Here is a 22,910-nt window from a genome sequence, read left to right as displayed (position 1 = left end):
TGTGTCCTGTCGTCTGGTTGCAATTGATCTATTTTCAAAATATCTTTCGAAAAATGCTTGTTTATGTGATTGCTTTAAATATGACTGTTATTTCAATGGATTACGTATATGGTTGTTATTGATTTTAATTTTTCAAATTATATTGATTTAATGTATTGATATATTTGTGATCAACATCTGATTTGCATTTTTTAAGAGGGTACTGGTTATAAAAGTAGTTCATAAAGTTTGGTGCGCATTATTAATGCAATTTACTGCCGTCTTAACATGGAATTGTAACGGTAATGTTTAAAGTAACAAATGGTTAATAACTCATTTGGGGGTGTGCTATTCATTGGACCTAATTAATCACTTCTACTCAAATGATTATTCTTGAGCAGTGGAACGTATTACTTAGAGTGGGCGGGTGTTCAATAACGTCCAGATATAATACCGTTTCATTGTCTCGTCTTGCTGCTGGGGTAATAAAGATAATTTACATATACCAACGCAGGATAAACTTAGTTATTGAATCTCATGTTGTTTGATGTTGGCTCACTGAGCCGTTCATTGAATATAAAAAGGGGAAAAATACTTATATCAGATGCAATTTAGCTTAAAAGCTCTCTTTCCCCTCCTCCTGCATTCTACAAATCCATCCTTCAACGTTATTATTAGCAAAGCAACAATAACATTCCGGGGTAAAGATGGGTGCTCATAAAGACAACAATCAATTAACTTTGATAAAAATATGTTATGTAAAATGACAACAAATTGGCTAATCTACTCAATTAGTCTTATAAAAAGTGGGTAAGGCGGTTCTGTTAAATAAAATACTGGTTTTTTATCTATGCATTTCCATAGTGGTAATTTTACTGCGCTATTTGGTTACAATAAATTAACAATAAAATTACCAATGATCTATAGATTATACATGATTAACATATCTGGTTGATTTTGATATAAATCAATTTTTAATTCTTGAAAAAAATCTGCAAAACGCGATAAATTGTCGTAGATCAAGTTGGTGGGATAGTGACAATTTCACTATAAATTGATCACTGTCGAAAAATGCAAATTTGCTCAATAAAAACCTGTTTATTGTAAGGATTTTGCGGCGTAATATAATTACGGGATCAATTTGGTTTATTCATTAACATATTTGTAACTTTTTTATCATTGTCTTTCCTCTTTTGATGAAATGGCAACGATAGGGGCGAGCAAATAATTTTGTATTGGGGCATGCGTGTGACCCTTTCTAACGGGGTTCACTCTCGGAGTCTTCATGCGATGAGCAAGGAGTCATGATGTTAGATATAGTCGAACTGTCGCGCTTACAGTTTGCCTTGACCGCGATGTACCACTTCCTTTTTGTGCCGCTGACGCTCGGTATGGCGTTCCTGCTGGCCATTATGGAAACGGTCTACGTCCTTTCCGGCAAACAGATTTATAAAGATATGACCAAGTTCTGGGGCAAGTTGTTTGGTATCAACTTTGCTCTGGGTGTGGCAACCGGTCTGACCATGGAGTTCCAGTTCGGGACTAACTGGTCTTACTATTCCCACTATGTAGGGGATATCTTCGGTGCTCCGCTGGCAATCGAAGGTCTGATGGCCTTCTTCCTCGAATCCACCTTTGTAGGTCTGTTCTTCTTCGGTTGGGATCGTCTGGGTAAAGTTCAGCATATGTGTGTCACCTGGCTGGTGGCGCTCGGTTCAAACCTGTCCGCACTGTGGATTCTGGTTGCGAACGGCTGGATGCAAAACCCAATCGCGTCCGATTTCAATTTCGAAACCATGCGTATGGAGATGGTGAGCTTCTCCGAACTGGTGCTTAACCCGGTTGCTCAGGTGAAATTCGTTCACACTGTAGCCTCTGGTTATGTGACTGGCGCGATGTTCATCCTCGGTATCAGCGCATGGTATATGCTGAAAGGCCGTGACTTCGCCTTCGCTAAACGCTCCTTTGCTATCGCTGCAAGCTTCGGTATGGCTGCCGTTCTGTCTGTTATTGTTCTGGGTGATGAATCCGGTTACGAAATGGGCGACGTGCAGAAAACCAAACTGGCTGCAATTGAAGCCGAGTGGGAAACGCAACCTGCGCCTGCTGCCTTTACTCTGTTCGGTATTCCTGATCAGGATGAGCAGACGAACAAATTTGCGATCCAGATCCCTTACGCGCTGGGCATCATTGCAACGCGTTCCGTGGATACGCCAGTTATCGGCCTGAAAGAGCTGATGGTTCAGCATGAAGAACGCATCCGTAACGGGATGAAAGCGTACTCTCTGCTCGAACAACTGCGTTCTGGTTCTACCGACCAGGCGGTTCGTGACCAGTTCAATAGCATGAAGAAAGACCTCGGTTACGGTCTGCTGCTGAAACGCTATACGCCGAACGTGGCGGATGCGACTGAAGCTCAGATTCAACAGGCAACCAAAGACTCCATTCCACGTGTAGCGCCGCTGTACTTCGCGTTCCGTATCATGGTGGCGTGTGGCTTCCTGCTGCTGGCAATCATCGCGCTCTCCTTCTGGAGTGTCATCCGCAACCGCATTGGCGAGAAAAAATGGCTGCTGCGCGCCGCGCTGTACGGTATTCCGCTGCCGTGGATTGCTGTAGAAGCGGGCTGGTTCGTGGCTGAATATGGCCGCCAACCGTGGGCTATCGGTGAAGTGTTGCCGACAGCTGTGGCGAACTCGTCACTGACCGCAGGCGATCTCATCTTCTCGATGGTGCTGATTTGCGGCCTGTATACCCTGTTCCTGGTGGCAGAATTGTTCTTAATGTTCAAGTTTGCACGCCTCGGCCCAAGCAGCCTGAAAACCGGTCGCTATCACTTTGAGCAGTCCTCCACGACTACTCAGCCGGCACGCTAAGACAGGAGTCGTCAAATGATCGATTATGAAGTATTGCGTTTTATCTGGTGGCTGCTGGTTGGCATTCTGCTGATTGGTTTTGCAGTCACTGACGGTTTCGACATGGGGGTGGGCATGCTCACCCGTTTCCTCGGTCGTAACGACACCGAGCGTCGAATTATGATTAACTCCATCGCACCACACTGGGACGGTAACCAGGTATGGCTGATCACCGCAGGCGGCGCACTGTTTGCTGCCTGGCCGATGGTCTATGCCGCTGCGTTCTCCGGCTTCTATGTGGCGATGATCCTCGTGCTGGCGTCTTTGTTCTTCCGTCCGGTCGGTTTTGATTACCGCTCCAAGATTGAAGAAACCCGCTGGCGTAACATGTGGGACTGGGGCATCTTCATTGGTAGCTTCGTTCCGCCACTGGTGATTGGTGTAGCGTTCGGTAACCTGTTGCAGGGCGTACCGTTCAACGTTGATGAATATCTGCGTCTGTACTACACCGGTAACTTCTTCCAGCTGCTTAACCCGTTCGGCCTGCTGGCAGGTGTGGTGAGCGTAGGGATGATCATTACTCAGGGCGCGACCTACCTGCAAATGCGTACCGTGGGCGAGCTGCACCTGCGTACCCGTGCAACGGCTCAGGTGGCGGCTCTGGTGACACTGGTCTGCTTCGCACTGGCTGGCGTATGGGTGATGTACGGTATCGATGGTTATGTTGTGAAATCAACAATGGACCATTACGCTGCCTCTAACCCGCTGAATAAAGAAGTGGTTCGTGAAGCTGGCGCATGGTTGGTGAACTTCAACAACACGCCGATTCTGTGGTCTATTCCGGCGCTGGGTGTGGTTCTGCCACTGCTGACCATTCTGACTGCACGTATGGATAAAGCCGCGTGGGCGTTTGTGTTCTCCTCCCTGACGCTGGCCTGCATCATCCTGACTGCCGGTATTGCAATGTTCCCGTTTGTGATGCCGTCCAGCACTATGATGAATGCAAGTCTGACAATGTGGGATGCAACTTCCAGCCAGCTGACGCTTAACGTCATGACCTGGGTTGCGGTGGTTCTGGTTCCGATCATTCTGCTCTACACCGCCTGGTGTTACTGGAAAATGTTCGGACGTATCACCAAAGAAGATATTGAACGTAACACCCACTCTCTGTACTAAGTAAGGAGCTAAAAATGTGGTATTTCGCATGGATTCTGGGAACGCTTCTTGCCTGTTCGTTTGGGCTAATCACCGCGCTGGCGCTTGAGCACGTCGAATCAGGTAAAGCCGGTCAAGAAGACAGCTGATGAGTAAGATTATCGCAACCTTGTATGCGGTAATGGACAAGCGCCCCCTGCGGGCGCTTTCCTTCGTGATGGCGCTTCTGTTAGCAGGATGTATGTTTTGGGACCCATCACGTTTTGCCGCGAAGACCAGTGAACTGGAAATCTGGCATGGTTTATTGCTGATGTGGGCCGTCTGTGCTGGCGTAATTCACGGCGTGGGTTTTCGTCCGCAGAAGGTTCTTTGGCAAGGGATTTTTTGCCCACTGCTTGCCGATATCGTTCTCATTGTCGGGCTGATTTTCTTCTTCTTTTAAATCAGAATTCTCTTTAAAAATTTATGGACCTTCAACAGTCCATAAATTTTTACGCTCCCTTAACTTGCCCTCATTCCCAAACCTCAATCGCGCGCGTATAGTAGCAGCGTTTAAAAGTTCTAATTTTTGTTGCATTACCGGGATGTAAAGTGAATACAACGCTGTTTCGATGGCCGGTTCGCGTCTACTATGAAGATACCGATGCCGGTGGTGTGGTGTACCACGCCAGTTACATCGCTTTTTATGAAAGAGCACGCACAGAGATGCTGCGTCATCATCACTTCAGTCAACAGGCGCTGATGGCTGAACGCGTTGCCTTCGTGGTGCGTAAGATGACGGTGGAATATTACGCGCCTGCGCGGCTCGACGATATGCTCGAAATACAGACTGAAATAACATCAATGCGTGGCACCTCTTTGGTTTTCACGCAACGTATTGTCAACGCTGAGAATACTCTGCTGAATGAAGCCGAGGTTCTGATTGTTTGCGTTGACCCACTCAAAATGAAGCCTCGTGCGCTTCCCAAGTCTATTGTCGCGGAGTTTAAGCAGTGACTGACATGAATATCCTTGATTTGTTCCTGAAGGCGAGCCTTCTGGTTAAACTTATCATGTTGATTTTGATTGGTTTTTCAATCGCATCCTGGGCCATTATTATCCAGCGGACCCGTATTCTTAACGCCGCGGCTCGCGAAGCCGAAGCGTTTGAGGATAAATTCTGGTCTGGAATCGAACTTTCTCGCCTCTATCAGGAGAGCCAGGGAAAACGAGATAATCTCTCGGGGTCGGAACAAATCTTTTACAGTGGGTTCAAAGAATTTGTGCGCCTGCATCGTGCTAACAGCCATGCACCGGAAGCCGTAGTGGAAGGCGCGTCGCGCGCGATGCGTATTTCCATGAACCGTGAGCTGGAAAATCTGGAAACGCACATTCCGTTTCTCGGTACGGTAGGTTCCATCAGCCCATATATCGGTCTGTTCGGTACAGTCTGGGGGATCATGCACGCCTTTATCGCGCTCGGCGCGGTGAAACAGGCGACGCTGCAAATGGTTGCACCGGGTATCGCAGAAGCGTTGATCGCCACGGCTATCGGTCTGTTTGCCGCAATCCCTGCGGTTATGGCTTACAACCGTCTGAACCAGCGCGTCAACAAACTGGAGCTGAACTACGACAACTTTATGGAAGAGTTCACCGCCATTCTGCACCGCCAGGCGTTTACCGTTAGCGAGAGCAACAAGGGGTAAGCCATGGCCAGAGCGCGTGGACGAGGTCGTCGCGATCTCAAGTCCGAAATCAACATTGTACCGTTGCTGGACGTACTGCTGGTGCTGTTGCTGATCTTTATGGCGACAGCGCCCATCATCACCCAGAGCGTGGAGGTCGATCTGCCAGACGCTACTGAATCACAGGCGGTGAGCAGTAACGATAATCCGCCTGTGATTGTTGAAGTGTCTGGTATTGGTCAGTACACCGTGGTGGTTGAGAAAGAGCGTCTGGAGCGTTTACCACCAGAGCAGGTGGTGGCGGAAGTATCCAGCCGTTTCAATGCCAACCCGAAAACGGTCTTTCTGATCGGTGGCGCAAAAGATGTGCCTTACGATGAAATAATTAAAGCGCTGAACTTGTTACACAGTGCGGGTGTGAAATCGGTTGGTTTAATGACGCAGCCTATTTAAGCATCTGCGTTTCCCTTGCTTTAAGAGAGCGGGTAACAGGCGAACAGTTTTTGGGAACCGAGAGTGTCAAAGGCAACCGAACAAAACGACAAGCTCAAACGGGCGATAATTATTTCAGCAGTGCTGCATGTCATCTTATTTGCAGTGCTGATCTGGAGTTCGTTCGATGAGAATATAGAAGCTTCAGCCGGAGGCGGCGGTGGTTCGTCCATCGACGCTGTAATGGTTGATTCAGGTGCGGTAGTTGAGCAGTACAAACGCATGCAAAGCCAGGAATCAAGCGCGAAGCGTTCTGAAGAGCAGCGCAAGATGAAGGAACAGCAGGCTGCTGAAGAACTGCGTGAGAAACAAGCGGCTGAACAGGAACGCCTGAAGCAGCTTGAGAAAGAACGGTTAGCTGCTCAGGAACAGAAGAAACAGGCTGAAGAAGCCGCTAAACAGGCCGAGTTAAAGCAGAAGCAAGCGGAAGAGGCAGCAGCGAAAGCGGCGGCAGATGCTAAAGCGAAGGCTGAAGCGGAAGCCAAAGCTGCCGAAGAAGCAGCGAAGAAAGCGGCTGCGGACGCGAAGAAAAAAGCAGAAGCAGAAGCCGCCAAAGCCGCAGCCGAAGCGCAGAAAAAAGCCGAGGCCGAAGCCGCCAAAGCTGCAGCGGCGCTGAAGAAGAAAGCGGAAGCGGCAGAAGCTGCTGCAGCTGAAGCAAGAAAGAAAGCGGCAACTGAAGCTGCTGAAAAAGCGAAGGCAGACGCTGAGCAGAAAGCGGCTGCTGAAAAGGCGGCTGCAGATAAGAAAGCCGCCGCTGAAAAAGCCGCAGCCGACAAAAAAGCAGCAGAAAAAGCGGCTGCTGAAAAGGCAGCAGCTGATAAGAAAGCAGCTGCAGAAAAAGCCGCCGCAGACAAAAAAGCCGCAGCGGCAAAAGCAGCAGCAGAAAAAGCAGCAGCTGAAAAAGCGGCTGCAGCAAAAGCTGCCGCGGAGGCAGATGATATTTTCGGTGAGCTAAGCTCTGGTAAGAATGCACCGAAAACGGGGGGAGGGGCGAAAGGGAACAATGCTTCGCCTGCCGGGAGTGGTAATACTAAAAACAATGGCGCATCAGGCGCAGATATCAATAACTATGCCGGGCAGATTAAATCTGCTATCGAAAGTAAGTTCTATGATGCATCGTCCTATGCAGGTAAAACCTGTACGCTGCGCATAAAACTGGCACCAGATGGCATGTTACTGGATATCAAACCTGAAGGTGGCGATCCCGCTCTTTGTCAGGCTGCGTTGGCAGCAGCTAAACTTGCGAAGATCCCGAAACCACCAAGCCAGGCAGTATATGAAGTGTTCAAGAACGCACCATTGGACTTCAAACCGTAATCGCGATGTTGGTCGTCACGGCGGTCAACATCAGACATCGGTTGTCGTAGGGTTCTGGTAGTTTTGTGTATTTGAGTTTGTTAACATTCTGCTAAATTATCGTGGGCTATCTGTCCAGATAAGGGAGATATGATGAAGCAGGCATTACGAGTAGCATTTGGTTTTCTCATACTGTGGGCGTCAGTTCTGCATGCTGAAGTCCGCATTGTGATCGACAGTGGTGTAGATTCCGGTCGTCCTATTGGTGTCGTTCCATTCCAGTGGGCGGGTCCAGGTGCGGCACCTGAAGATATTGGCGGCATCGTTGCTGCTGACTTGCGTAACAGCGGTAAATTTAATCCGTTAGATCGCGCTCGTCTGCCTCAACAGCCAGGTAGCGCGCAGGAAGTTCAACCTGCTGCATGGTCTGCGCTGGGCATTGACGCTGTCGTTGTAGGTCAGGTCACTCCGAATCCGGACGGTTCTTACAATGTTGCTTATCAGCTGGTTGATACCGGCGGTGCACCGGGTACTGTGCTTGCTCAGAACTCATACAAAGTAAACAAACAATGGCTGCGTTACGCTGGCCATACCGCCAGTGATGAAGTGTTTGAAAAACTGACCGGCATTAAAGGTGCGTTCCGTACCCGTATTGCCTATGTTGTTCAGACCAATGGTGGCCAGTTCCCGTATGAGTTGCGTGTGTCTGACTATGATGGCTACAACCAGTTTGTGGTTCACCGTTCTCCGCAGCCGCTGATGTCTCCGGCGTGGTCACCGGACGGTTCTAAACTGGCATATGTTACCTTCGAAAGCGGTCGTTCCGCGCTGGTAATTCAGACGCTGGCTAACGGTGCAGTGCGTCAGGTTGCTTCCTTCCCGCGTCACAACGGTGCGCCTGCATTCTCGCCAGACGGCAGCAAACTGGCTTTTGCGCTGTCGAAAACTGGTAGCCTGAATCTGTACGTAATGGATTTAGCCTCTGGTCAAATCCGTCAGGTGACAGATGGTCGCAGCAACAACACCGAACCGACCTGGTTCCCGGACAGTCAAAACTTGGCATTTACTTCTGACCAGGCCGGTCGTCCGCAGGTTTATAAAGTGAATATCAACGGCGGTGCGCCGCAACGTATTACCTGGGAAGGTTCGCAGAACCAGGATGCGGATGTCAGCAGCGACGGTAAATTTATGGTAATGGTTAGCTCCAATGGTGGGCAGCAGCACATTGCCAAACAAGATCTGGTAACGGGAGGCGTACAAGTTCTGTCCTCAACGTTCCTGGATGAAACGCCAAGTCTGGCACCTAACGGCACTATGGTAATCTACAGCTCTTCTCAGGGGATGGGATCCGTGCTGAATTTGGTTTCTACAGATGGGCGTTTCAAAGCGCGTCTTCCGGCAACTGATGGACAGGTCAAATTCCCTGCCTGGTCGCCGTATCTGTGATAATAATTAATTGAATAGTAAAGGAATCATTGAAATGCAACTGAACAAAGTGCTGAAAGGGCTGATGATTGCTCTGCCTGTTATGGCAATTGCGGCATGTTCTTCCAACAAGAACGCCAGCAATGACGGCAGCGAAGGCATGCTGGGTGCCGGCACTGGTATGGATGCGAACGGCGGCAACGGCAACATGTCTTCCGAAGAGCAGGCTCGTCTGCAAATGCAACAGCTGCAGCAGAATAACATCGTTTACTTCGATCTGGACAAATACGATATCCGTTCTGACTTCGCTCAAATGCTGGATGCACACGCAAACTTCCTGCGTAGCAACCCGTCTTACAAAGTCACCGTAGAAGGTCACGCGGACGAACGTGGTACTCCGGAATACAACATCTCCCTGGGTGAACGTCGTGCGAACGCCGTTAAGATGTACCTGCAGGGTAAAGGCGTTTCTGCAGACCAGATCTCCATCGTTTCTTACGGTAAAGAAAAACCTGCAGTACTGGGTCATGACGAAGCGGCATACTCCAAAAACCGTCGTGCGGTACTGGTTTACTAAGAGAATTGCATGAGCAGTAACTTCAGACATCAACTATTGAGTCTGTCGTTACTGGTTGGTATAGCGGCCCCCTGGGCCGCTTTTGCTCAGGCACCAATCAGTAGTGTCGGCTCAGGCTCGGTCGAAGACCGCGTCACTCAACTTGAGCGTATTTCTAATGCTCACAGCCAGCTTTTAACCCAACTCCAGCAACAACTCTCTGATAATCAGTCCGATATTGATTCCCTGCGTGGTCAAATTCAGGAAAATCAGTATCAACTGAATCAGGTCGTGGAGCGGCAGAAGCAGATCTTGTTGCAGATCGATAGCCTTAGCAGCGGTGGTGCAGCGGCACAATCAGCCAGCGGCGATCAAAGCGGGGCGGCGGCGGCAACGACGCCAACAGCTGATGCAGGTACTGCGAATGCTGGCGCGCCGGTGAAAAGCGGCGATGCAAATACTGATTACAATGCAGCTATTGCGCTGGTACAGGATAAATCCCGCCAGGATGACGCGATGGTGGCATTTCAGAATTTCATCAAAAATTATCCTGATTCAACTTACCTGCCCAACGCCAATTATTGGCTGGGTCAGTTAAACTACAACAAGGGTAAGAAAGATGATGCGGCGTACTATTTTGCTTCGGTAGTGAAAAACTATCCGAAGTCACCGAAGGCTGCAGATGCGATGTTTAAAGTTGGCGTCATCATGCAGGACAAAGGTGACACCGCGAAAGCAAAAGCCGTGTACCAGCAGGTTATCAGTAAATACCCTGGTACTGATGGTGCTAAACAGGCCCAAAAACGTCTGAACGCCATGTAATGCATAACACGCGACCAGAAGTCGCATTATTTCTGGTCGTGTCGTGCGATTCATAAGCAGTTGAGTGATCTACATCGAAATTTTTGTTGCGCTCAAGTCTGAAATCAGTAATATATGCCGCCGTTGCCACGGGATATCAAACAAACCGAAAGCAACGAAAAAGTGGGTCGTTAGCTCAGTTGGTAGAGCAGTTGACTTTTAATCAATTGGTCGCAGGTTCGAATCCTGCACGACCCACCACTAACATAGTTAGTTGTAGTATCCAGCGTAGTATCGGGTGATTAGCTCAGCTGGGAGAGCACCTCCCTTACAAGGAGGGGGTCGGCGGTTCGATCCCGTCATCACCCACCACCGGGTCGTTAGCTCAGTTGGTAGAGCAGTTGACTTTTAATCAATTGGTCGCAGGTTCGAATCCTGCACGACCCACCAATCTTAAAGATTGGATTCGAGTAAAAATCATTCAGGTAACACCCATATGGGTCGTTAGCTCAGTTGGTAGAGCAGTTGACTTTTAATCAATTGGTCGCAGGTTCGAATCCTGCACGACCCACCATCCTGAATGATTAAAGCAGCATAATCCCGCAAGGGTCGTTAGCTCAGTTGGTAGAGCAGTTGACTTTTAATCAATTGGTCGCAGGTTCGAATCCTGCACGACCCACCAATGTAAAAAAGCGCCCTAAAGGCGCTTTTTTGCTATTCAGGCATCCCTCAATTTCAATTCTTGACCCTGATGACATACTCCGCGCTTGCTGCGTAAACAACTCTACGTCGGAGGAATAAGACGCAAAGTATGGCATTCGGCATCTCATACGTAATTCGAGTGACTTTTCCCCACCACTCGACTATCTTGTTTAGCATATAAAACAAATTACGCCGATAATAGCGAATATCACGCTTATGTCGGTTTTAACGTTAAGCCTGTAAAACGAGATGGCCAAATGAGCGTGATGTTTGATCCTGAAACGGCGATTTATCCTTTCCCCCCGAAGCCAACGCCGTTAAGCATTGATGAAAAAGCGTATTATCGCGAGAAAATAAAACGTCTGCTGAAAGAACGTAATGCGGTGATGGTCGCCCACTACTATACCGATCCCGAAATTCAACAGCTGGCTGAAGAAACCGGCGGCTGTATCTCTGATTCTCTGGAAATGGCCCGCTTCGGTGCTAAGCATCCCGCTTCTACGCTGTTAGTTGCTGGGGTGAGATTTATGGGGGAAACTGCCAAAATTCTCAGCCCGGAAAAAACAATTCTGATGCCAACACTTCAGGCTGAATGTTCACTGGATCTCGGATGTCCGATTGAAGAATTCAACGCATTTTGCGATGCCCATCCCGATCGTACTGTCGTTGTCTACGCCAACACTTCGGCTGCGGTAAAAGCGCGTGCAGATTGGGTGGTAACTTCAAGCATTGCCGTCGAACTCATTGATCATCTGGATAGCTTGGGTGAAAAAATTATCTGGGCACCAGACAAACATCTGGGGCGTTACGTGCAAAAACAGACGGGCGCAGACATCTTATGCTGGCAAGGTGCCTGTATCGTTCATGACGAGTTTAAGACTCAGGCGTTAACCCGCTTACAAAAACAGTACCCTGATGCTGCCATACTGGTGCATCCGGAGTCACCACAAGCTATTGTCGATATGGCCGATGCTGTTGGTTCCACAAGTCAGTTGATTAACGCTGCAAAAACATTGCCGCATCAGCAACTGATTGTGGCGACTGACCGGGGCATTTTCTACAAAATGCAGCAGGCAGTGCCAGATAAAAAATTGCTGGAAGCGCCAACCGCAGGCGAGGGCGCTACCTGTCGAAGTTGCGCTCATTGTCCGTGGATGGCAATGAATGGCCTTCAGGCCATCGCAGAGGCGCTGGAACAGGGAGGAAGCAATCACGAGGTTCATGTTGACGAAAATCTGCGAGAGAGGGCGCTGGTGCCGCTCAACCGCATGCTGGATTTTGCGGCTACACTACGTGGATAACTGACAATAAGGCGTCACGCTACACATGGGGGAAAGATGGATTTTTTTAGCACACAGAACATTCTGGTTCATATACCGATCGGTGCTGGCGGTTACGATCTCTCATGGATCGAAGCGGTGGGGACGATCGCCGGGTTACTGTGTATTGGCCTTGCCAGTCTGGAGAAGATCAGTAACTACTTTTTTGGCCTGATCAACGTTACCCTGTTTGGCATTATTTTCTTTCAGATTCAGCTGTATGCCAGCCTGCTGTTACAGGTGTTTTTCTTTGCCGCTAACATTTATGGCTGGTATGCCTGGTCGCGACAAACCAGTCAACATGAAACTGAGTTGAAAATTCGCTGGTTGCCATTGCCGAAGGCGCTAAGCTGGTTGGCGGTTTGCGTTGTTTCGATTGGTCTGATGACGGTATTTATCAATCCGGTGTTTGCATTTTTGACCCGCGTGGCAGTCACGATTATGCAAGCATTGGGTTTGCAGGTAGTGATGCCAGAATTGCAACCGGACGCCTTCCCATTCTGGGACTCCTGCATGATGGTACTCTCCATCGTGGCAATGATCCTGATGACGCGTAAATACGTCGAAAACTGGTTATTGTGGGTCATCATTAACGTGATTAGCGTGGTGATTTTCGCCTTGCAGGGCGTCTATGCCATGTCGCTGGAGTATCTGATCCTGACCTTTATTGCCCTCAACGGCAGCCGGATGTGGATCAACAGCGCACGCGAAAGAGGTTCACGCGCGCTGTCCCATTAATGGTGATGATGTGAATGGCCAGACACCCCTTCATTCAGGTGGCAGTCTGGCCCATGACAAGGTTGATATTCCATCTGGATGGTGGCGTGCTCAATCTGATAGTGATCCATCAGATAGTGTTGGATCTGATCTAACAAGGCATCGTGATCGTGTGGCGGGATCACCTGCACATGCAGCGTCATCACTGGCTTTTCGCCCACCATCCACACATGTACATGGTGCACATTGCGGACTTCCGGGATTTCCCGGCACATGCGGCGTTTCATTTCAGCAATATCCAGCGAAACGGGCGCACCTTCAAGTAATTCATTCACGCTGTCTTTCAATAATCGCCACGCGCTGCGTAGAACCAGAAGCGACACGAGTATCGAGAGAATGGGGTCCGCAGGTGTCCAGCCGGTCCAGATAATTATCAACGCGGCGACGATAGCGCCAACGGAACCCAGCAGGTCCCCAAGCACATGCAGTGCCGCTGCTCGCACGTTGAGGTTTTTCTCTTCACTACCGTGATGAAGTAACCAGAAAGAAAGTATATTTGCCAGCAATCCCGCCACGGCAATCGCCATCATCATACCGCCTTCAACCGGACGCGGCGTGCGGAAACGTTCTATCGCCTCCCAGACAATCAAAATCGTAATCACCACCAGGGCGATGGCATTCACAAACGCCGCGAGCGTGGTCAATCTTAGCCAACCGAAAGTGTGGCGAATGGTGGGAGGACGACGTGAAAATTGCACGGCGAGTAGGGCGAAAAGCAGGGCGGCAGTATCGGTCAACATATGTCCGGCATCAGCCAGCAATGCCAGAGAACCGGAAAGAAAACCGCCAATGACTTCTACCAGCATAAACCCGGCAGTTACGCCGAAAGCATACAACAAGCGACGAGCATTATTATCTTCTGGCAGGTGTGAGGAAGTGTGTGAGTGTGAGTGCGCCATGACGAGTCATCCCTTAATTTATCTCACTTAACTTTATGACATCATACTTCTTTTAGAAGGGAAAAATTAAAAAGGAGAGCCTCCGCTCTCCCATTATCAGCCATATATCCTGGCTTACTGCGTAGTACCGTCGGTTTTGGTATCGACATCATTATTGATGCCATCACCGGTTTGTACCTTTTTATTGATGTCCGGGCAGCGACCGTCTTTGCACATGGTATTTTTGTGCTCTTCGTCTTTGGTCATGCCGTCATTGTTCATGGATGAACCATTCGGGTGCAGCATAGTCCCGCCCGAGTTGGTATTAACCCCGTTATTGTCGACGTTATTTGGTGCGACATTTTCACGAGCGTCCGGGGCAACCTGGCCCGCATCTGCCGCGGCGTTTGCCTGGCCGTTGTTGGTTTGCGCTCCACTATCGGCAGCCAGTGCGGCACCGCTGGCAAGGCTTAGAGTGGCAGTCAAAAATAGTGTGGCCAGTTTTGTCATTTTCATAGGATGCTCCTGTTATGGTCGTTATGTCGGATAACCTCTTCCAACAGTGCATTTGCAGGTGAATATCAGGCAATGGTTTAAGATTTCAGCCAGGCAAAGAAATCCAGCAGAGAATCTTGAAATAATTAATAAACAAAGAAGTTACAGTTAGAAATTGTAGGAGAGATCTCGTTTTTCGCGACAATATGGCGTATTTCTTGCCGATTCCAGGATTATTCCGTCCATAGTGTAAAACCCCGTTTACACATTCTGACGGAAGATATAGATTGGAAGGATTGCATTCACCAAGATAAGTATGGCAACACTGGAACAGACATGAATTATCAGAACGACGATTTACGCATCAAAGAAATCAAAGAGTTACTTCCTCCTGTCGCACTGCTGGAAAAATTCCCTGCTACTGAAAATGCCGCGAATACGGTTGCCCATGCCCGAAAAGCGATCCATAATATCCTGAAAGGTAATGATGATCGCCTGTTAGTGGTGATTGGTCCGTGCTCAATTCATGATCCTGTCGCGGCTAAAGAGTATGCCACTCGCTTGCTGGCGCTGCGTGAAGGGCTAAAAGACGACCTGGAAATCGTAATGCGCGTTTATTTTGAAAAGCCGCGTACAACGGTGGGCTGGAAAGGGCTGATTAACGATCCGCATATGGATAACAGCTTCCAGATCAACGACGGTCTGCGTATTGCCCGTAAATTGCTGCTTGATATTAACGACAGCGGTCTGCCAGCGGCGGGTGAGTTTCTCGACATGATCACCCCACAATATCTCGCTGACCTGATGAGCTGGGGCGCAATTGGCGCACGTACTACGGAATCGCAGGTGCACCGCGAACTGGCATCTGGTCTTTCTTGCCCGGTAGGTTTCAAAAATGGCACAGACGGTACGATTAAAGTGGCTATCGATGCCATTAATGCCGCCGGTGCGCCGCACTGCTTCCTTTCAGTGACCAAATGGGGTCATTCGGCGATTGTGAATACCAGCGGTAACGGCGATTGCCATATCATTCTGCGCGGCGGTAAAGAGCCTAACTACAGCGCGAAGCACGTTGCTGAAGTGAAAGAAGGGCTGAACAAAGCAGGCCTGCCAGCACAAGTGATGATTGATTTCAGCCATGCCAACTCGTCCAAACAATTCCAAAAGCAGATGGATGTGTGTGCTGACGTTTGCCAGCAGATTGCTGGTGGCGAAAAAGCCATTATTGGTGTGATGGTGGAAAGTCATTTGGTTGAAGGCAATCAAAGTCTGGAGAGCGGCGAGCCGCTGGCTTATGGCAAGAGCATCACCGATGCCTGCATCGGCTGGGAAGATACCGATGCTTTGTTACGTCAACTGGCGAATGCAGTAAAAGCGCGTCGCGGGTAAAGTTTAATTGTCGGATGCGCCGTCAGAGTGGCGTATCCGATGAATCACCGTAGGCCTGATAAGACGCGCAGCGTCGCATCAGGCAATGTGCTCCATTGTTAGCAACAAAAAAGCCGACTCGCTTGCAGTCGGCTTTCTCATTATTAAACAAATGACGTTTACTTCGCTTTACCCTGGTTAGCGACAGCAGCTGCTTTCGCCGCGATCTCGTCAGCATTACCCAGATAATAGCGTTTCAGCGGTTTGAAGTTCTCGTCGAACTCATACACCAGCGGCACGCCAGTCGGGATATTCAGCTCAAGAATCTCTTCTTCGCTCATGTTATCAAGATATTTCACCAGCGCACGCAGGGAGTTACCGTGTGCGGCGATGATCACGCGCTCACCGCTCTTCATACGCGGCAGAATGGTTTCATTCCAGTAAGGGATCACGCGGTCAATGGTCAGCGCCAGGCTTTCCGTCAGCGGCAGTTCTTTCTCGCTCAGTTTCGCGTAACGGGGATCGTGACCCGGATAACGCTCATCATCTTTAGTCAGTTCCGGCGGAGTCACCGCAAAACCACGACGCCATTGTTTCACCTGCTCGTCGCCATACTTTTCGGCGGTTTCTGCTTTGTTCAGACCCTGCAACGCACCGTAGTGACGTTCGTTTAGTTTCCAGGATTTCTCAACGGGCAGCCATGCCTGATCCAGTTCGTCCAGCACATTCCACAGGGTATGGATAGCGCGTTTCAGCACAGAGGTGTAAGCAAAGTCAAAGCTGTAACCTTCCTCTTTCAGCAGCTTACCTGCTGCTTTTGCTTCGCTTACGCCTTTCTCAGACAGATCCACGTCGTACCAACCGGTGAAACGGTTTTCTTTGTTCCACTGACTTTCGCCATGACGAACCAGAACCAGCTTAGTTACAGCCATATACTTACTCCTCAAATCATCTTTTAATGATAATAATTCTCATTATATTGCCGTGACGAAGCAACAGCAATGCTTACGCATAACCATAGCGAAAATAGTGTCGCAGTGTAAGGTTGTTGTGAATATTGAGTTGCAAATATGTCGGCATTTGCTGGTGATTTGAACAATATGAGGAGAAAGCCCTCATTACGAGGGCTTAACATTACTCAGCAATAAACTGATATTCCGTCAGGCTGGAATACTCTTCGCCAGGACGCAGGAAGCAGTCCGGTTGCGGCCATTCAGGGTGGTTCGGGCTGTCCGGCAGAAACTCGCTTTCTAGCGCCAGCCCTTGCCAGTCGGCGTAAGGTTCGGTTCCCCGCGACGGTGTGCCGCCGAGGAAGTTGCCGGAGTAGAATTGCAGAGCCGGAGCGGTGGTGTAGACCTTCAGCTGCAATTTTTCATCTGCTGACCAGACATGCGCCGCCACTTTCTTGCCATCGCCTTTGGCCTGTAACAAGAATGCGTGATCGTAACCTTTCACTTTGCGCTGATCGTCGTCGGCAAGAAACTCACTGGCGATGATTTTGGCGCTGCGGAAATCAAAAGACGTTCCGGCGACAGATTTCAGGCCGTCGTGCGGAATGCCGCCTTCATCAACCGGCAGATATTCGTCCGCCAGAATCTGCAACTTGTGATTGCGCACGTCAGACTGCTCGCCGTCGAGGTTGAAATAGACGTGATTAGTCATATTCACCGGGCAAGGTTTATCAACTGTGGCGCGATAAGTAATAGAGATACGGTTATCGTCGGTCAGACGATATTGCACCGTCGCGCCGAGATTACCCGGGAAGCCCTGATCGCCATCATCTGAACTCAGGGCAAACAGTACCTGACGATCATTCTGGTTCACAATCTGCCAGCGGCGTTTGTCGAACCCTTCCGGGCCGCCGTGTAGTTGGTTGACGCCCTGACTTGGCAACAGCGTCACGGTTTCACCGTCAAAGGTATAACGACTATTGGCGATACGGTTGGCATAACGACCAATAGAGGCCCCAAGAAATGCGGCCTGATCCTGGTAGCATTCCGGGCTGGCGCAGCCAAGCAGCGCCTCGCGGACGCTGCCATCGGAAAGCGGGATACGGGCGGAAAGTAAAGTCGCACCCCAGTCCATCAGCGTGACTACCATCCCTGCGTTGTTACGCAAAGTTAACAGTCGGTACGGCTGACCATCGGGTGCCAGTGCGGGAGTTTCGTTCAGCACTGTCCTGCTCCTTGTGATGGTTTACACACGTAAAAAGTCTCTTTAATACCTGTTTTTGCTTCATATTGTTCAGCGACCGCTTGCTGTACGGCAGGCACCAGCTCTTCCGGAATAAGCGCGACGATACAGCCGCCAAATCCGCCGCCGGTCATGCGTACGCCACCTTTGTCGCCAATCACAGCTTTTACGATTTCAACCAGAGTGTCAATTTGCGGCACGGTGATTTCGAAATCATCGCGCATAGAGGCATGAGACTCCGCCATTAACTCGCCCATACGTTTGAGGTCGCCTTGCTCCAGCGCGCTGGCAGCTTCAACGGTGCGGGCGTTTTCAGTCAGGATATGACGCACGCGTTTCGCGACGATCGGGTCCAGTTCATGTGCAACAGCGTTGAACTCTTCAATGGTGACATCGCGCAGGGCTGGCTGCTGGAAGAAACGCGCACCGGTTTCGCACTGCTCACGGCGAGTATTGTACTCGCTGCCAACCAGGGTACGTTTGAAGTTACTGTTGATGATGACGACAGCTACGCCTTTCGGCATGGAAACAGCTTTGGTCCCCAGTGAGCGGCAATCGATCAGCAAGGCATGATCTTTCTTGCCGAGCGCGGAAATCAGTTGATCCATGATTCCACAGTTACAGCCTACAAACTGGTTTTCTGCTTCCTGACCATTAAGCGCGATTTGTGCGCCGTCCAGCGGCAGATGATAAAGCTGCTGCAATACGGTTCCGACCGCGACTTCCAGTGAGGCGGAAGAACTTAACCCGGCACCCTGCGGCACGTTGCCGCTGATCACCATGTCCACGCCGCCGAAGTTGTTGTTACGCAGTTGCAGATGTTTCACCACGCCACGAACGTAGTTAGCCCATTGATAGTTTTCATGCGCGACAATGGGCGCATCAAGGGAAAACTCGTCAAGCTGATTTTCATAATCGGCTGCCATTACGCGAACTTTACGGTCGTCGCGTGGCGCACAGCTAATGACGGTTTGATAATCAATCGCGCAGGGCAGAACGAAACCGTCGTTGTAGTCGGTGTGTTCACCAATCAAATTCACGCGGCCAGGCGCCTGAATGGTGTGAGTGGCAGGGTAGCCAAATGCGTTGGCAAACAGAGATTGTGTTTTTTCTTTCAGACTCATTTCTTACACTCCGGATTCGCGAAAATGGATATCGCTGACTGCGCGCAAACGCTCTGCTGCCTGTTCTGCGGTCAGGTCTCGCTGGGTTTCTGCCAGCATTTCATAACCGACCATAAATTTACGTACGGTGGCGGAGCGCAGCAGAGGCGGATAAAAGTGCGCGTGCAGCTGCCAGTGTTGATTCTCTTCGCCATTAAATGGCGCACCGTGCCAGCCCATAGAGTAGGGGAAGGAGCACTGGAAGAGGTTGTCATAACGACTGGTCAGCTTTTTCAACGCCAGCGCCAAATCGCTGCGCTGGGCGTCGGTCAAATCGGTGATCCGTAAAACGTGGGCTTTGGGCAGCAGTAGCGTTTCGAACGGCCAGGCAGCCCAGTAAGGCACTACGGCTAACCAGTGTTCGGTTTCGACAACGGTACGGCTACCGTCTGCCAGCTCGCGCTGAACATAATCCACCAGCATTGGCGATTTCTGCTCGGCAAAATATTTTTTTTGCAGGCGGTCTTCGCGCTCAGCTTCGTTAGGCAGGAAGCTATTTGCCCAAATCTGTCCGTGCGGATGCGGGTTAGAGCAGCCCATCGCCGCGCCTTTGTTTTCAAAGACCTGCACCCATGGGTACGTTTCCCCCAGTTCTGCGGTTTGCTCCTGCCAGGTTTTGACGATTTCCGTCAATGCCGCAACGCTCAGTTCTGGCAACGTTTTACTGTGATCCGGTGAAAAGCAGATCACCCGGCTGGTACCGCGCGCGCTCTGGCAACGCATCAAAGGATCGTTGCTTTCTGGCGCATCTGGCGTGTCAGACATCAGGGCCGCAAAGTCATTGGTAAAAACGTAAGTCCCGGTGTAATCGGGGTTTTTATCGCCAGTCACCCGCACATTACCTGCGCAGAGAAAGCAATCTGGATCGTGCGCAGGTAACACCTGTTTGGCTGGCGTTTCCTGCGCCCCCTGCCAGGGGCGCTTAGCGCGGTGCGGTGAAACCAGAATCCATTGCCCGGTGAGCGGGTTGTAGCGGCGATGTGGATGATCAACGGGATTAAATTGCGTCATGGTCGTTCCTTAATCGGGATATCCCTGTGGATGGCGTGACTGCCAGTGCCAGGTGTCCTGCGCCATTTCATCGAGTGTGCGCGTTACGCGCCAGTTCAGTTCGCGATCGGCTTTGCTGGCGTCCGCCCAGTAGGCCGGAAGGTCGCCCTCGCGACGCGGTGCAAAATGATAGTTAACCGGTTTGCCGCAGGCTTTGCTGAAGGCATTAACCACGTCCAGCACGCTGCTGCCTACGCCTGCGCCGAGGTTGTAGATGTGTACGCCAGGCTTGTTCGCCAGTTTTTCCATCGCCACGACGTGACCGTCCGCCAGATCCATTACGTGGATGTAATCGCGTACGCCAGTACCGTCTTCGGTCGGATAATCGTTACCAAAAATAGCCAGCGAGTCGCGACGGCCTACAGCAACCTGGGCAATGTACGGCATCAGGTTATTCGGAATGCCTTGCGGATCTTCGCCCATATCGCCCGACGGATGCGCGCCAACCGGGTTGAAGTAGCGCAGCAGGGCAATGCTCCAGTCCGGCTGGGCTTTTTGCAGGTCGGTGAGGATCTGTTCCACCATCAGCTTGCTTTTGCCATAAGGGCTTTGCGGTGTGCCGGTCGGGAAGCTTTCAACGTATGGAATTTTGGGCTGATCGCCATAGACGGTGGCGGAGGAGCTAAAAATAAAGTTTTTGACGTTAGCGGCGCGCATGGCGCTAATCAGGCGCAGAGTGCCGTTGACGTTGTTGTCGTAATATTCCAGCGGTTTTTGTACCGATTCGCCAACGGCTTTTAACCCGGCGAAGTGGATCACGGTGTCGATAGCGTGATCGTGCAGGATCTCGGTCATCAACGCTTCGTTACGGATATCGCCTTCAACAAACGTTGGATGTTTGCCGCCTAAACGCTCGATAACAGGCAGTACGCTGCGCTTACTGTTACAGAGGTTATCAAGAATGATGACATCATGACCGTTTTGCAGTAATTGCACACAGGTATGACTTCCAATGTAACCGCTACCACCGGTAACCAGAACTCTCATAATTCGCTCCATTAGGCTTATGGTATGAAATAACCATAGCATAACAAAGATGCGAAAAGTGTGACATGGAATAAATTAGTGGAATCGTTTACACAGGAATTTAGCCGTTTTTTATGCGCGATTAATTGATTATAAAACAGAGGGTTTATGAATGATTGCGCTTTTTATCTGAAAAAAAAGATGCGGTTTCATGCCTGGATGCGTCGAACCGTGGGCCGGATAACGCGTTTACGCCGCATCCGGCACAGCCAGCATTACAGACTTAGTTAATTTTGGTGAGTGTATAACGATAAAGGTCACCGTCCGGCACGAACTCCAGACGATGGGTAATACAGGCAGGCGCATCTTCAGCGTGGTGCGAAACAAACAACAATTGCGTTTCACCTTCGCTAATCAGCACATCAACAAAACGGCGGATAAGCTGGCGATTGAGCGGATCAAGCCCCTGCAATGGTTCATCGAGAATAAGCAACGTTGGATGTTTCACCAGCGCGCGGACGATCAGCGCCAGACGCTGCTGTCCCCAGGAAAGACTATGGAAAGGGGCGTCAGCCGTGCGTTTATCAATGCCGAGAATATCCAGCCACTGCTGCACCAGCTTTTGCTGGCGATCCGAAACGGCCTGATAAATGCCAATCGAATCAAAATAGCCAGAAAGGATCACATTACGCACGGTAGTGCTGACCCGGTAATCCAGATGCAAACTACTGCTGACGTAACCGATATGCTTTTTAATATCCCAGATGGTTTCGCCGCTGCCGCGACGTCGGCCGAAAAGCGTCAAATCGTTGCTGTAACCTTGCGGATGATCGCCAGTAATCAGGCTTAATAATGTCGATTTTCCCGCGCCATTTGGCCCGATAATTTGCCAGTGTTCGCCAGGATTCACCTGCCAGCTAAGGTTATTAAGAATGGGGCGATCGTTATAAGAAACCACGCCGTTGTTCAGCACAATGCGCGGTTCGTTGGCGGGTAAGGCGTGACGTGCTGAAGGTTCATCCGGCTCCGGCAGTTGCACACCTTCAAGCTGTTCGCTATGCGCCAGTTGCGCGACGAGTGCTTGCTGGAGCAGTTCCTCTTTAGCGCCAGTTTCCGCTAACGTGCAATCCGCCAGCACGCCAGCAAACTGGACAAATTCCGGGATCTCATCGAAGCGATTGAGCACCAGTACCAGAGTAATACCGGACTGATGTAACGAGGCGAGTCGCTCAGCCAGCTGCTGACGTGAGGCAACATCCAGGCCATCGAACGGCTCATCAAGAATCAGTAAGTCAGGCTCCGACATCAGCGCCTGACACAGTAGGGTTTTTCGCGTCTCGCCAGTGGAAAGATATTTAAAACGTCGGTCGAGCAGGGCGGTAATGCCGAACTGCTGCGCCAGTTGCGCGCAACGCGGTGCGTCCTTAACTTCATCCTGAATGATCTCAGCTGTGGTGCGCCCGGTGTCATCTTCGCCAGGGCCGAGCATATCGGTGTTATTCCGCTGCCATTCGTCGCTGACGAGCTTTTGCAATTGCTCGAAGGAGAGACGAGTGATGTGGGAAAACTGGCTTTGCCGTTCACCTTTCAAAAGCGGAAGTTCCCCGGCCAGCGCGCGGGCCAGCGCCGACTTCCCGCTTCCATTCGAACCGACAAACGCCCAACTACCGCCCGCGTTTAACGTTAGCTGAGGCAATTGCAGCGTTTTTGTGTCGCTAAGACGAAACGTGCCTTGCAAAATTTGCAACGATGACATTTTATATCCCATTTTTTGCA

Annotated in this window: 22 protein-coding genes and 5 tRNA genes; 19 read left to right on the top strand and 8 right to left on the bottom strand. The window is 50.4% G+C overall.

The features are described from left to right. Positions 1 to 1,286 precede the first annotated feature (1,286 nt). The 18 genes from cydA to pnuC all read left to right on the top strand — a co-directional run bounded on the left by cydA (position 1,287) and on the right by pnuC (position 12,982). Entirely contained in the window at positions 1,287 to 2,855 is a 1,569-nt protein-coding gene (cydA, locus tag AACU94_RS12970) for a cytochrome ubiquinol oxidase subunit I (protein ID WP_010331061.1), read from the top strand. 15 nt (positions 2,856 to 2,870) lie between these two features. Further along, a complete protein-coding gene (gene cydB, locus AACU94_RS12965; protein WP_135489554.1) occupies positions 2,871 to 4,010 on the top strand; it encodes a cytochrome d ubiquinol oxidase subunit II in 1,140 nt (379 codons plus the stop codon). 14 nt (positions 4,011 to 4,024) lie between these two features. Continuing rightward, positions 4,025 to 4,138 (top strand): cytochrome bd-I oxidase subunit CydX, encoded by a 114-nt coding sequence (gene cydX, locus AACU94_RS12960; RefSeq protein WP_135489553.1) that lies wholly within the window; start codon positions 4,025 to 4,027, stop codon positions 4,136 to 4,138. Next, complete coding sequence (gene ybgE, locus AACU94_RS12955) at positions 4,138 to 4,431, top strand: cyd operon protein YbgE (protein ID WP_000034602.1); 294 nt, start codon at positions 4,138 to 4,140, stop codon at positions 4,429 to 4,431. Before cydX ends, ybgE begins: the two co-directional genes overlap by 1 nt. A gap of 149 nt (positions 4,432 to 4,580) precedes the next feature. Beyond that, on the top strand, positions 4,581 to 4,985 hold the full coding sequence (gene ybgC, locus AACU94_RS12950) for a tol-pal system-associated acyl-CoA thioesterase (protein ID WP_001098372.1): 405 nt from the start codon (positions 4,581 to 4,583) through the stop codon (positions 4,983 to 4,985). Further along, positions 4,982 to 5,674: a Tol-Pal system protein TolQ gene (gene tolQ / locus AACU94_RS12945; protein WP_000131310.1), complete on the top strand. Its 693-nt coding sequence runs from the start codon at positions 4,982 to 4,984 to the stop codon at positions 5,672 to 5,674. Before ybgC ends, tolQ begins: the two co-directional genes overlap by 4 nt. Positions 5,675 to 5,677: 3 nt before the next feature. Then, complete coding sequence (tolR, locus tag AACU94_RS12940) at positions 5,678 to 6,106, top strand: colicin uptake protein TolR (RefSeq protein WP_130214950.1); 429 nt, start codon at positions 5,678 to 5,680, stop codon at positions 6,104 to 6,106. Positions 6,107 to 6,169: 63 nt separating this feature from the next. After that, positions 6,170 to 7,462 carry a cell envelope integrity protein TolA gene (tolA, locus tag AACU94_RS12935; RefSeq protein WP_130214948.1) on the top strand — a complete coding sequence of 431 codons (1,293 nt, stop codon included), beginning with the start codon at positions 6,170 to 6,172 and terminating at the stop codon, positions 7,460 to 7,462. Between the two features lie 132 nt (positions 7,463 to 7,594). Continuing rightward, positions 7,595 to 8,887, top strand: a complete 1,293-nt coding sequence (tolB, locus tag AACU94_RS12930; RefSeq protein WP_010352214.1) for a Tol-Pal system beta propeller repeat protein TolB — start codon at positions 7,595 to 7,597, stop codon at positions 8,885 to 8,887. A 34-nt stretch (positions 8,888 to 8,921) separates the two neighbouring features. Further along, positions 8,922 to 9,443, top strand: coding sequence for a peptidoglycan-associated lipoprotein Pal (pal, locus tag AACU94_RS12925; protein WP_001295306.1), 522 nt, complete (start codon positions 8,922 to 8,924; stop codon positions 9,441 to 9,443). Positions 9,444 to 9,452: 9 nt separating this feature from the next. Next, positions 9,453 to 10,244 carry a cell division protein CpoB gene (cpoB, locus tag AACU94_RS12920; protein WP_130214946.1) on the top strand — a complete coding sequence of 264 codons (792 nt, stop codon included), beginning with the start codon at positions 9,453 to 9,455 and terminating at the stop codon, positions 10,242 to 10,244. A gap of 164 nt (positions 10,245 to 10,408) precedes the next feature. After that, a tRNA-Lys gene (locus AACU94_RS12915) sits at positions 10,409 to 10,484 on the top strand. Between the two features lie 35 nt (positions 10,485 to 10,519). Further along, positions 10,520 to 10,595, top strand: a tRNA-Val gene (locus AACU94_RS12910). Positions 10,596 to 10,597: 2 nt separating this feature from the next. Then, a tRNA-Lys gene (locus AACU94_RS12905) sits at positions 10,598 to 10,673 on the top strand. 48 nt (positions 10,674 to 10,721) lie between these two features. After that, positions 10,722 to 10,797 (top strand) — tRNA-Lys (locus AACU94_RS12900). 32 nt (positions 10,798 to 10,829) lie between these two features. After that, positions 10,830 to 10,905 (top strand) — tRNA-Lys (locus tag AACU94_RS12895). A gap of 277 nt (positions 10,906 to 11,182) precedes the next feature. Next, positions 11,183 to 12,226 (top strand): quinolinate synthase NadA, encoded by a 1,044-nt coding sequence (gene nadA / locus AACU94_RS12890; protein ID WP_135489552.1) that lies wholly within the window; start codon positions 11,183 to 11,185, stop codon positions 12,224 to 12,226. Between the two features lie 36 nt (positions 12,227 to 12,262). Beyond that, positions 12,263 to 12,982: a nicotinamide riboside transporter PnuC gene (pnuC, locus tag AACU94_RS12885; RefSeq protein ID WP_130214942.1), complete on the top strand. Its 720-nt coding sequence runs from the start codon at positions 12,263 to 12,265 to the stop codon at positions 12,980 to 12,982. Here the strand turns inward: pnuC and zitB are convergent. Beyond that, positions 12,979 to 13,920 (bottom strand): CDF family zinc transporter ZitB, encoded by a 942-nt coding sequence (zitB, locus tag AACU94_RS12880; RefSeq protein ID WP_130258669.1) that lies wholly within the window; start codon positions 13,918 to 13,920, stop codon positions 12,979 to 12,981. The two genes, pnuC and zitB, sit on opposite strands and share 4 nt — an antisense overlap. A gap of 114 nt (positions 13,921 to 14,034) precedes the next feature. Then, positions 14,035 to 14,415, bottom strand: coding sequence for a YbgS-like family protein (locus tag AACU94_RS12875; RefSeq protein WP_064530615.1), 381 nt, complete (start codon positions 14,413 to 14,415; stop codon positions 14,035 to 14,037). A 315-nt stretch (positions 14,416 to 14,730) separates the two neighbouring features. On the opposite strand from AACU94_RS12875, the gene aroG reads away from it, so the two are divergent. Beyond that, the gene (gene aroG / locus AACU94_RS12870; RefSeq protein WP_135489551.1) at positions 14,731 to 15,783 is read left to right on the top strand and encodes a 3-deoxy-7-phosphoheptulonate synthase AroG; all 1,053 of its coding nucleotides are present in this window, start codon (positions 14,731 to 14,733) and stop codon (positions 15,781 to 15,783) included. A 158-nt stretch (positions 15,784 to 15,941) separates the two neighbouring features. Here aroG and gpmA read toward each other — a convergent pair whose 3' ends face one another. The 6 genes from gpmA to modF form a co-directional block, all read right to left on the bottom strand. Further along, a complete protein-coding gene (gene gpmA, locus AACU94_RS12865) occupies positions 15,942 to 16,694 on the bottom strand; it encodes a 2,3-diphosphoglycerate-dependent phosphoglycerate mutase (RefSeq protein ID WP_001295305.1) in 753 nt (250 codons plus the stop codon). A 202-nt stretch (positions 16,695 to 16,896) separates the two neighbouring features. Then, complete coding sequence (galM, locus tag AACU94_RS12860; protein WP_059321515.1) at positions 16,897 to 17,937, bottom strand: galactose-1-epimerase; 1,041 nt, start codon at positions 17,935 to 17,937, stop codon at positions 16,897 to 16,899. After that, positions 17,931 to 19,079 carry a galactokinase gene (galK, locus tag AACU94_RS12855; protein ID WP_000053408.1) on the bottom strand — a complete coding sequence of 383 codons (1,149 nt, stop codon included), beginning with the start codon at positions 19,077 to 19,079 and terminating at the stop codon, positions 17,931 to 17,933. The genes galM and galK overlap by 7 nt, the downstream gene beginning before the upstream one ends. Before the next feature lie 3 nt (positions 19,080 to 19,082). Continuing rightward, the gene (galT, locus tag AACU94_RS12850; RefSeq protein WP_130258667.1) at positions 19,083 to 20,129 is read right to left on the bottom strand and encodes a galactose-1-phosphate uridylyltransferase; all 1,047 of its coding nucleotides are present in this window, start codon (positions 20,127 to 20,129) and stop codon (positions 19,083 to 19,085) included. A 9-nt stretch (positions 20,130 to 20,138) separates the two neighbouring features. Continuing rightward, on the bottom strand, positions 20,139 to 21,155 hold the full coding sequence (gene galE, locus AACU94_RS12845) for a UDP-glucose 4-epimerase GalE (RefSeq protein ID WP_001265443.1): 1,017 nt from the start codon (positions 21,153 to 21,155) through the stop codon (positions 20,139 to 20,141). A gap of 262 nt (positions 21,156 to 21,417) precedes the next feature. Further along, complete coding sequence (modF, locus tag AACU94_RS12840; protein WP_135489550.1) at positions 21,418 to 22,890, bottom strand: molybdate ABC transporter ATP-binding protein ModF; 1,473 nt, start codon at positions 22,888 to 22,890, stop codon at positions 21,418 to 21,420. Between the last annotated feature and the right edge of the window lie 20 nt (positions 22,891 to 22,910).

The sequence above is a fragment of the Escherichia sp. E4702 genome, from assembly GCF_963883545.1.
GTDB lineage: Bacteria > Pseudomonadota > Gammaproteobacteria > Enterobacterales > Enterobacteriaceae > Escherichia.
This window is presented reverse-complemented; position numbering and strand designations above follow the sequence as displayed.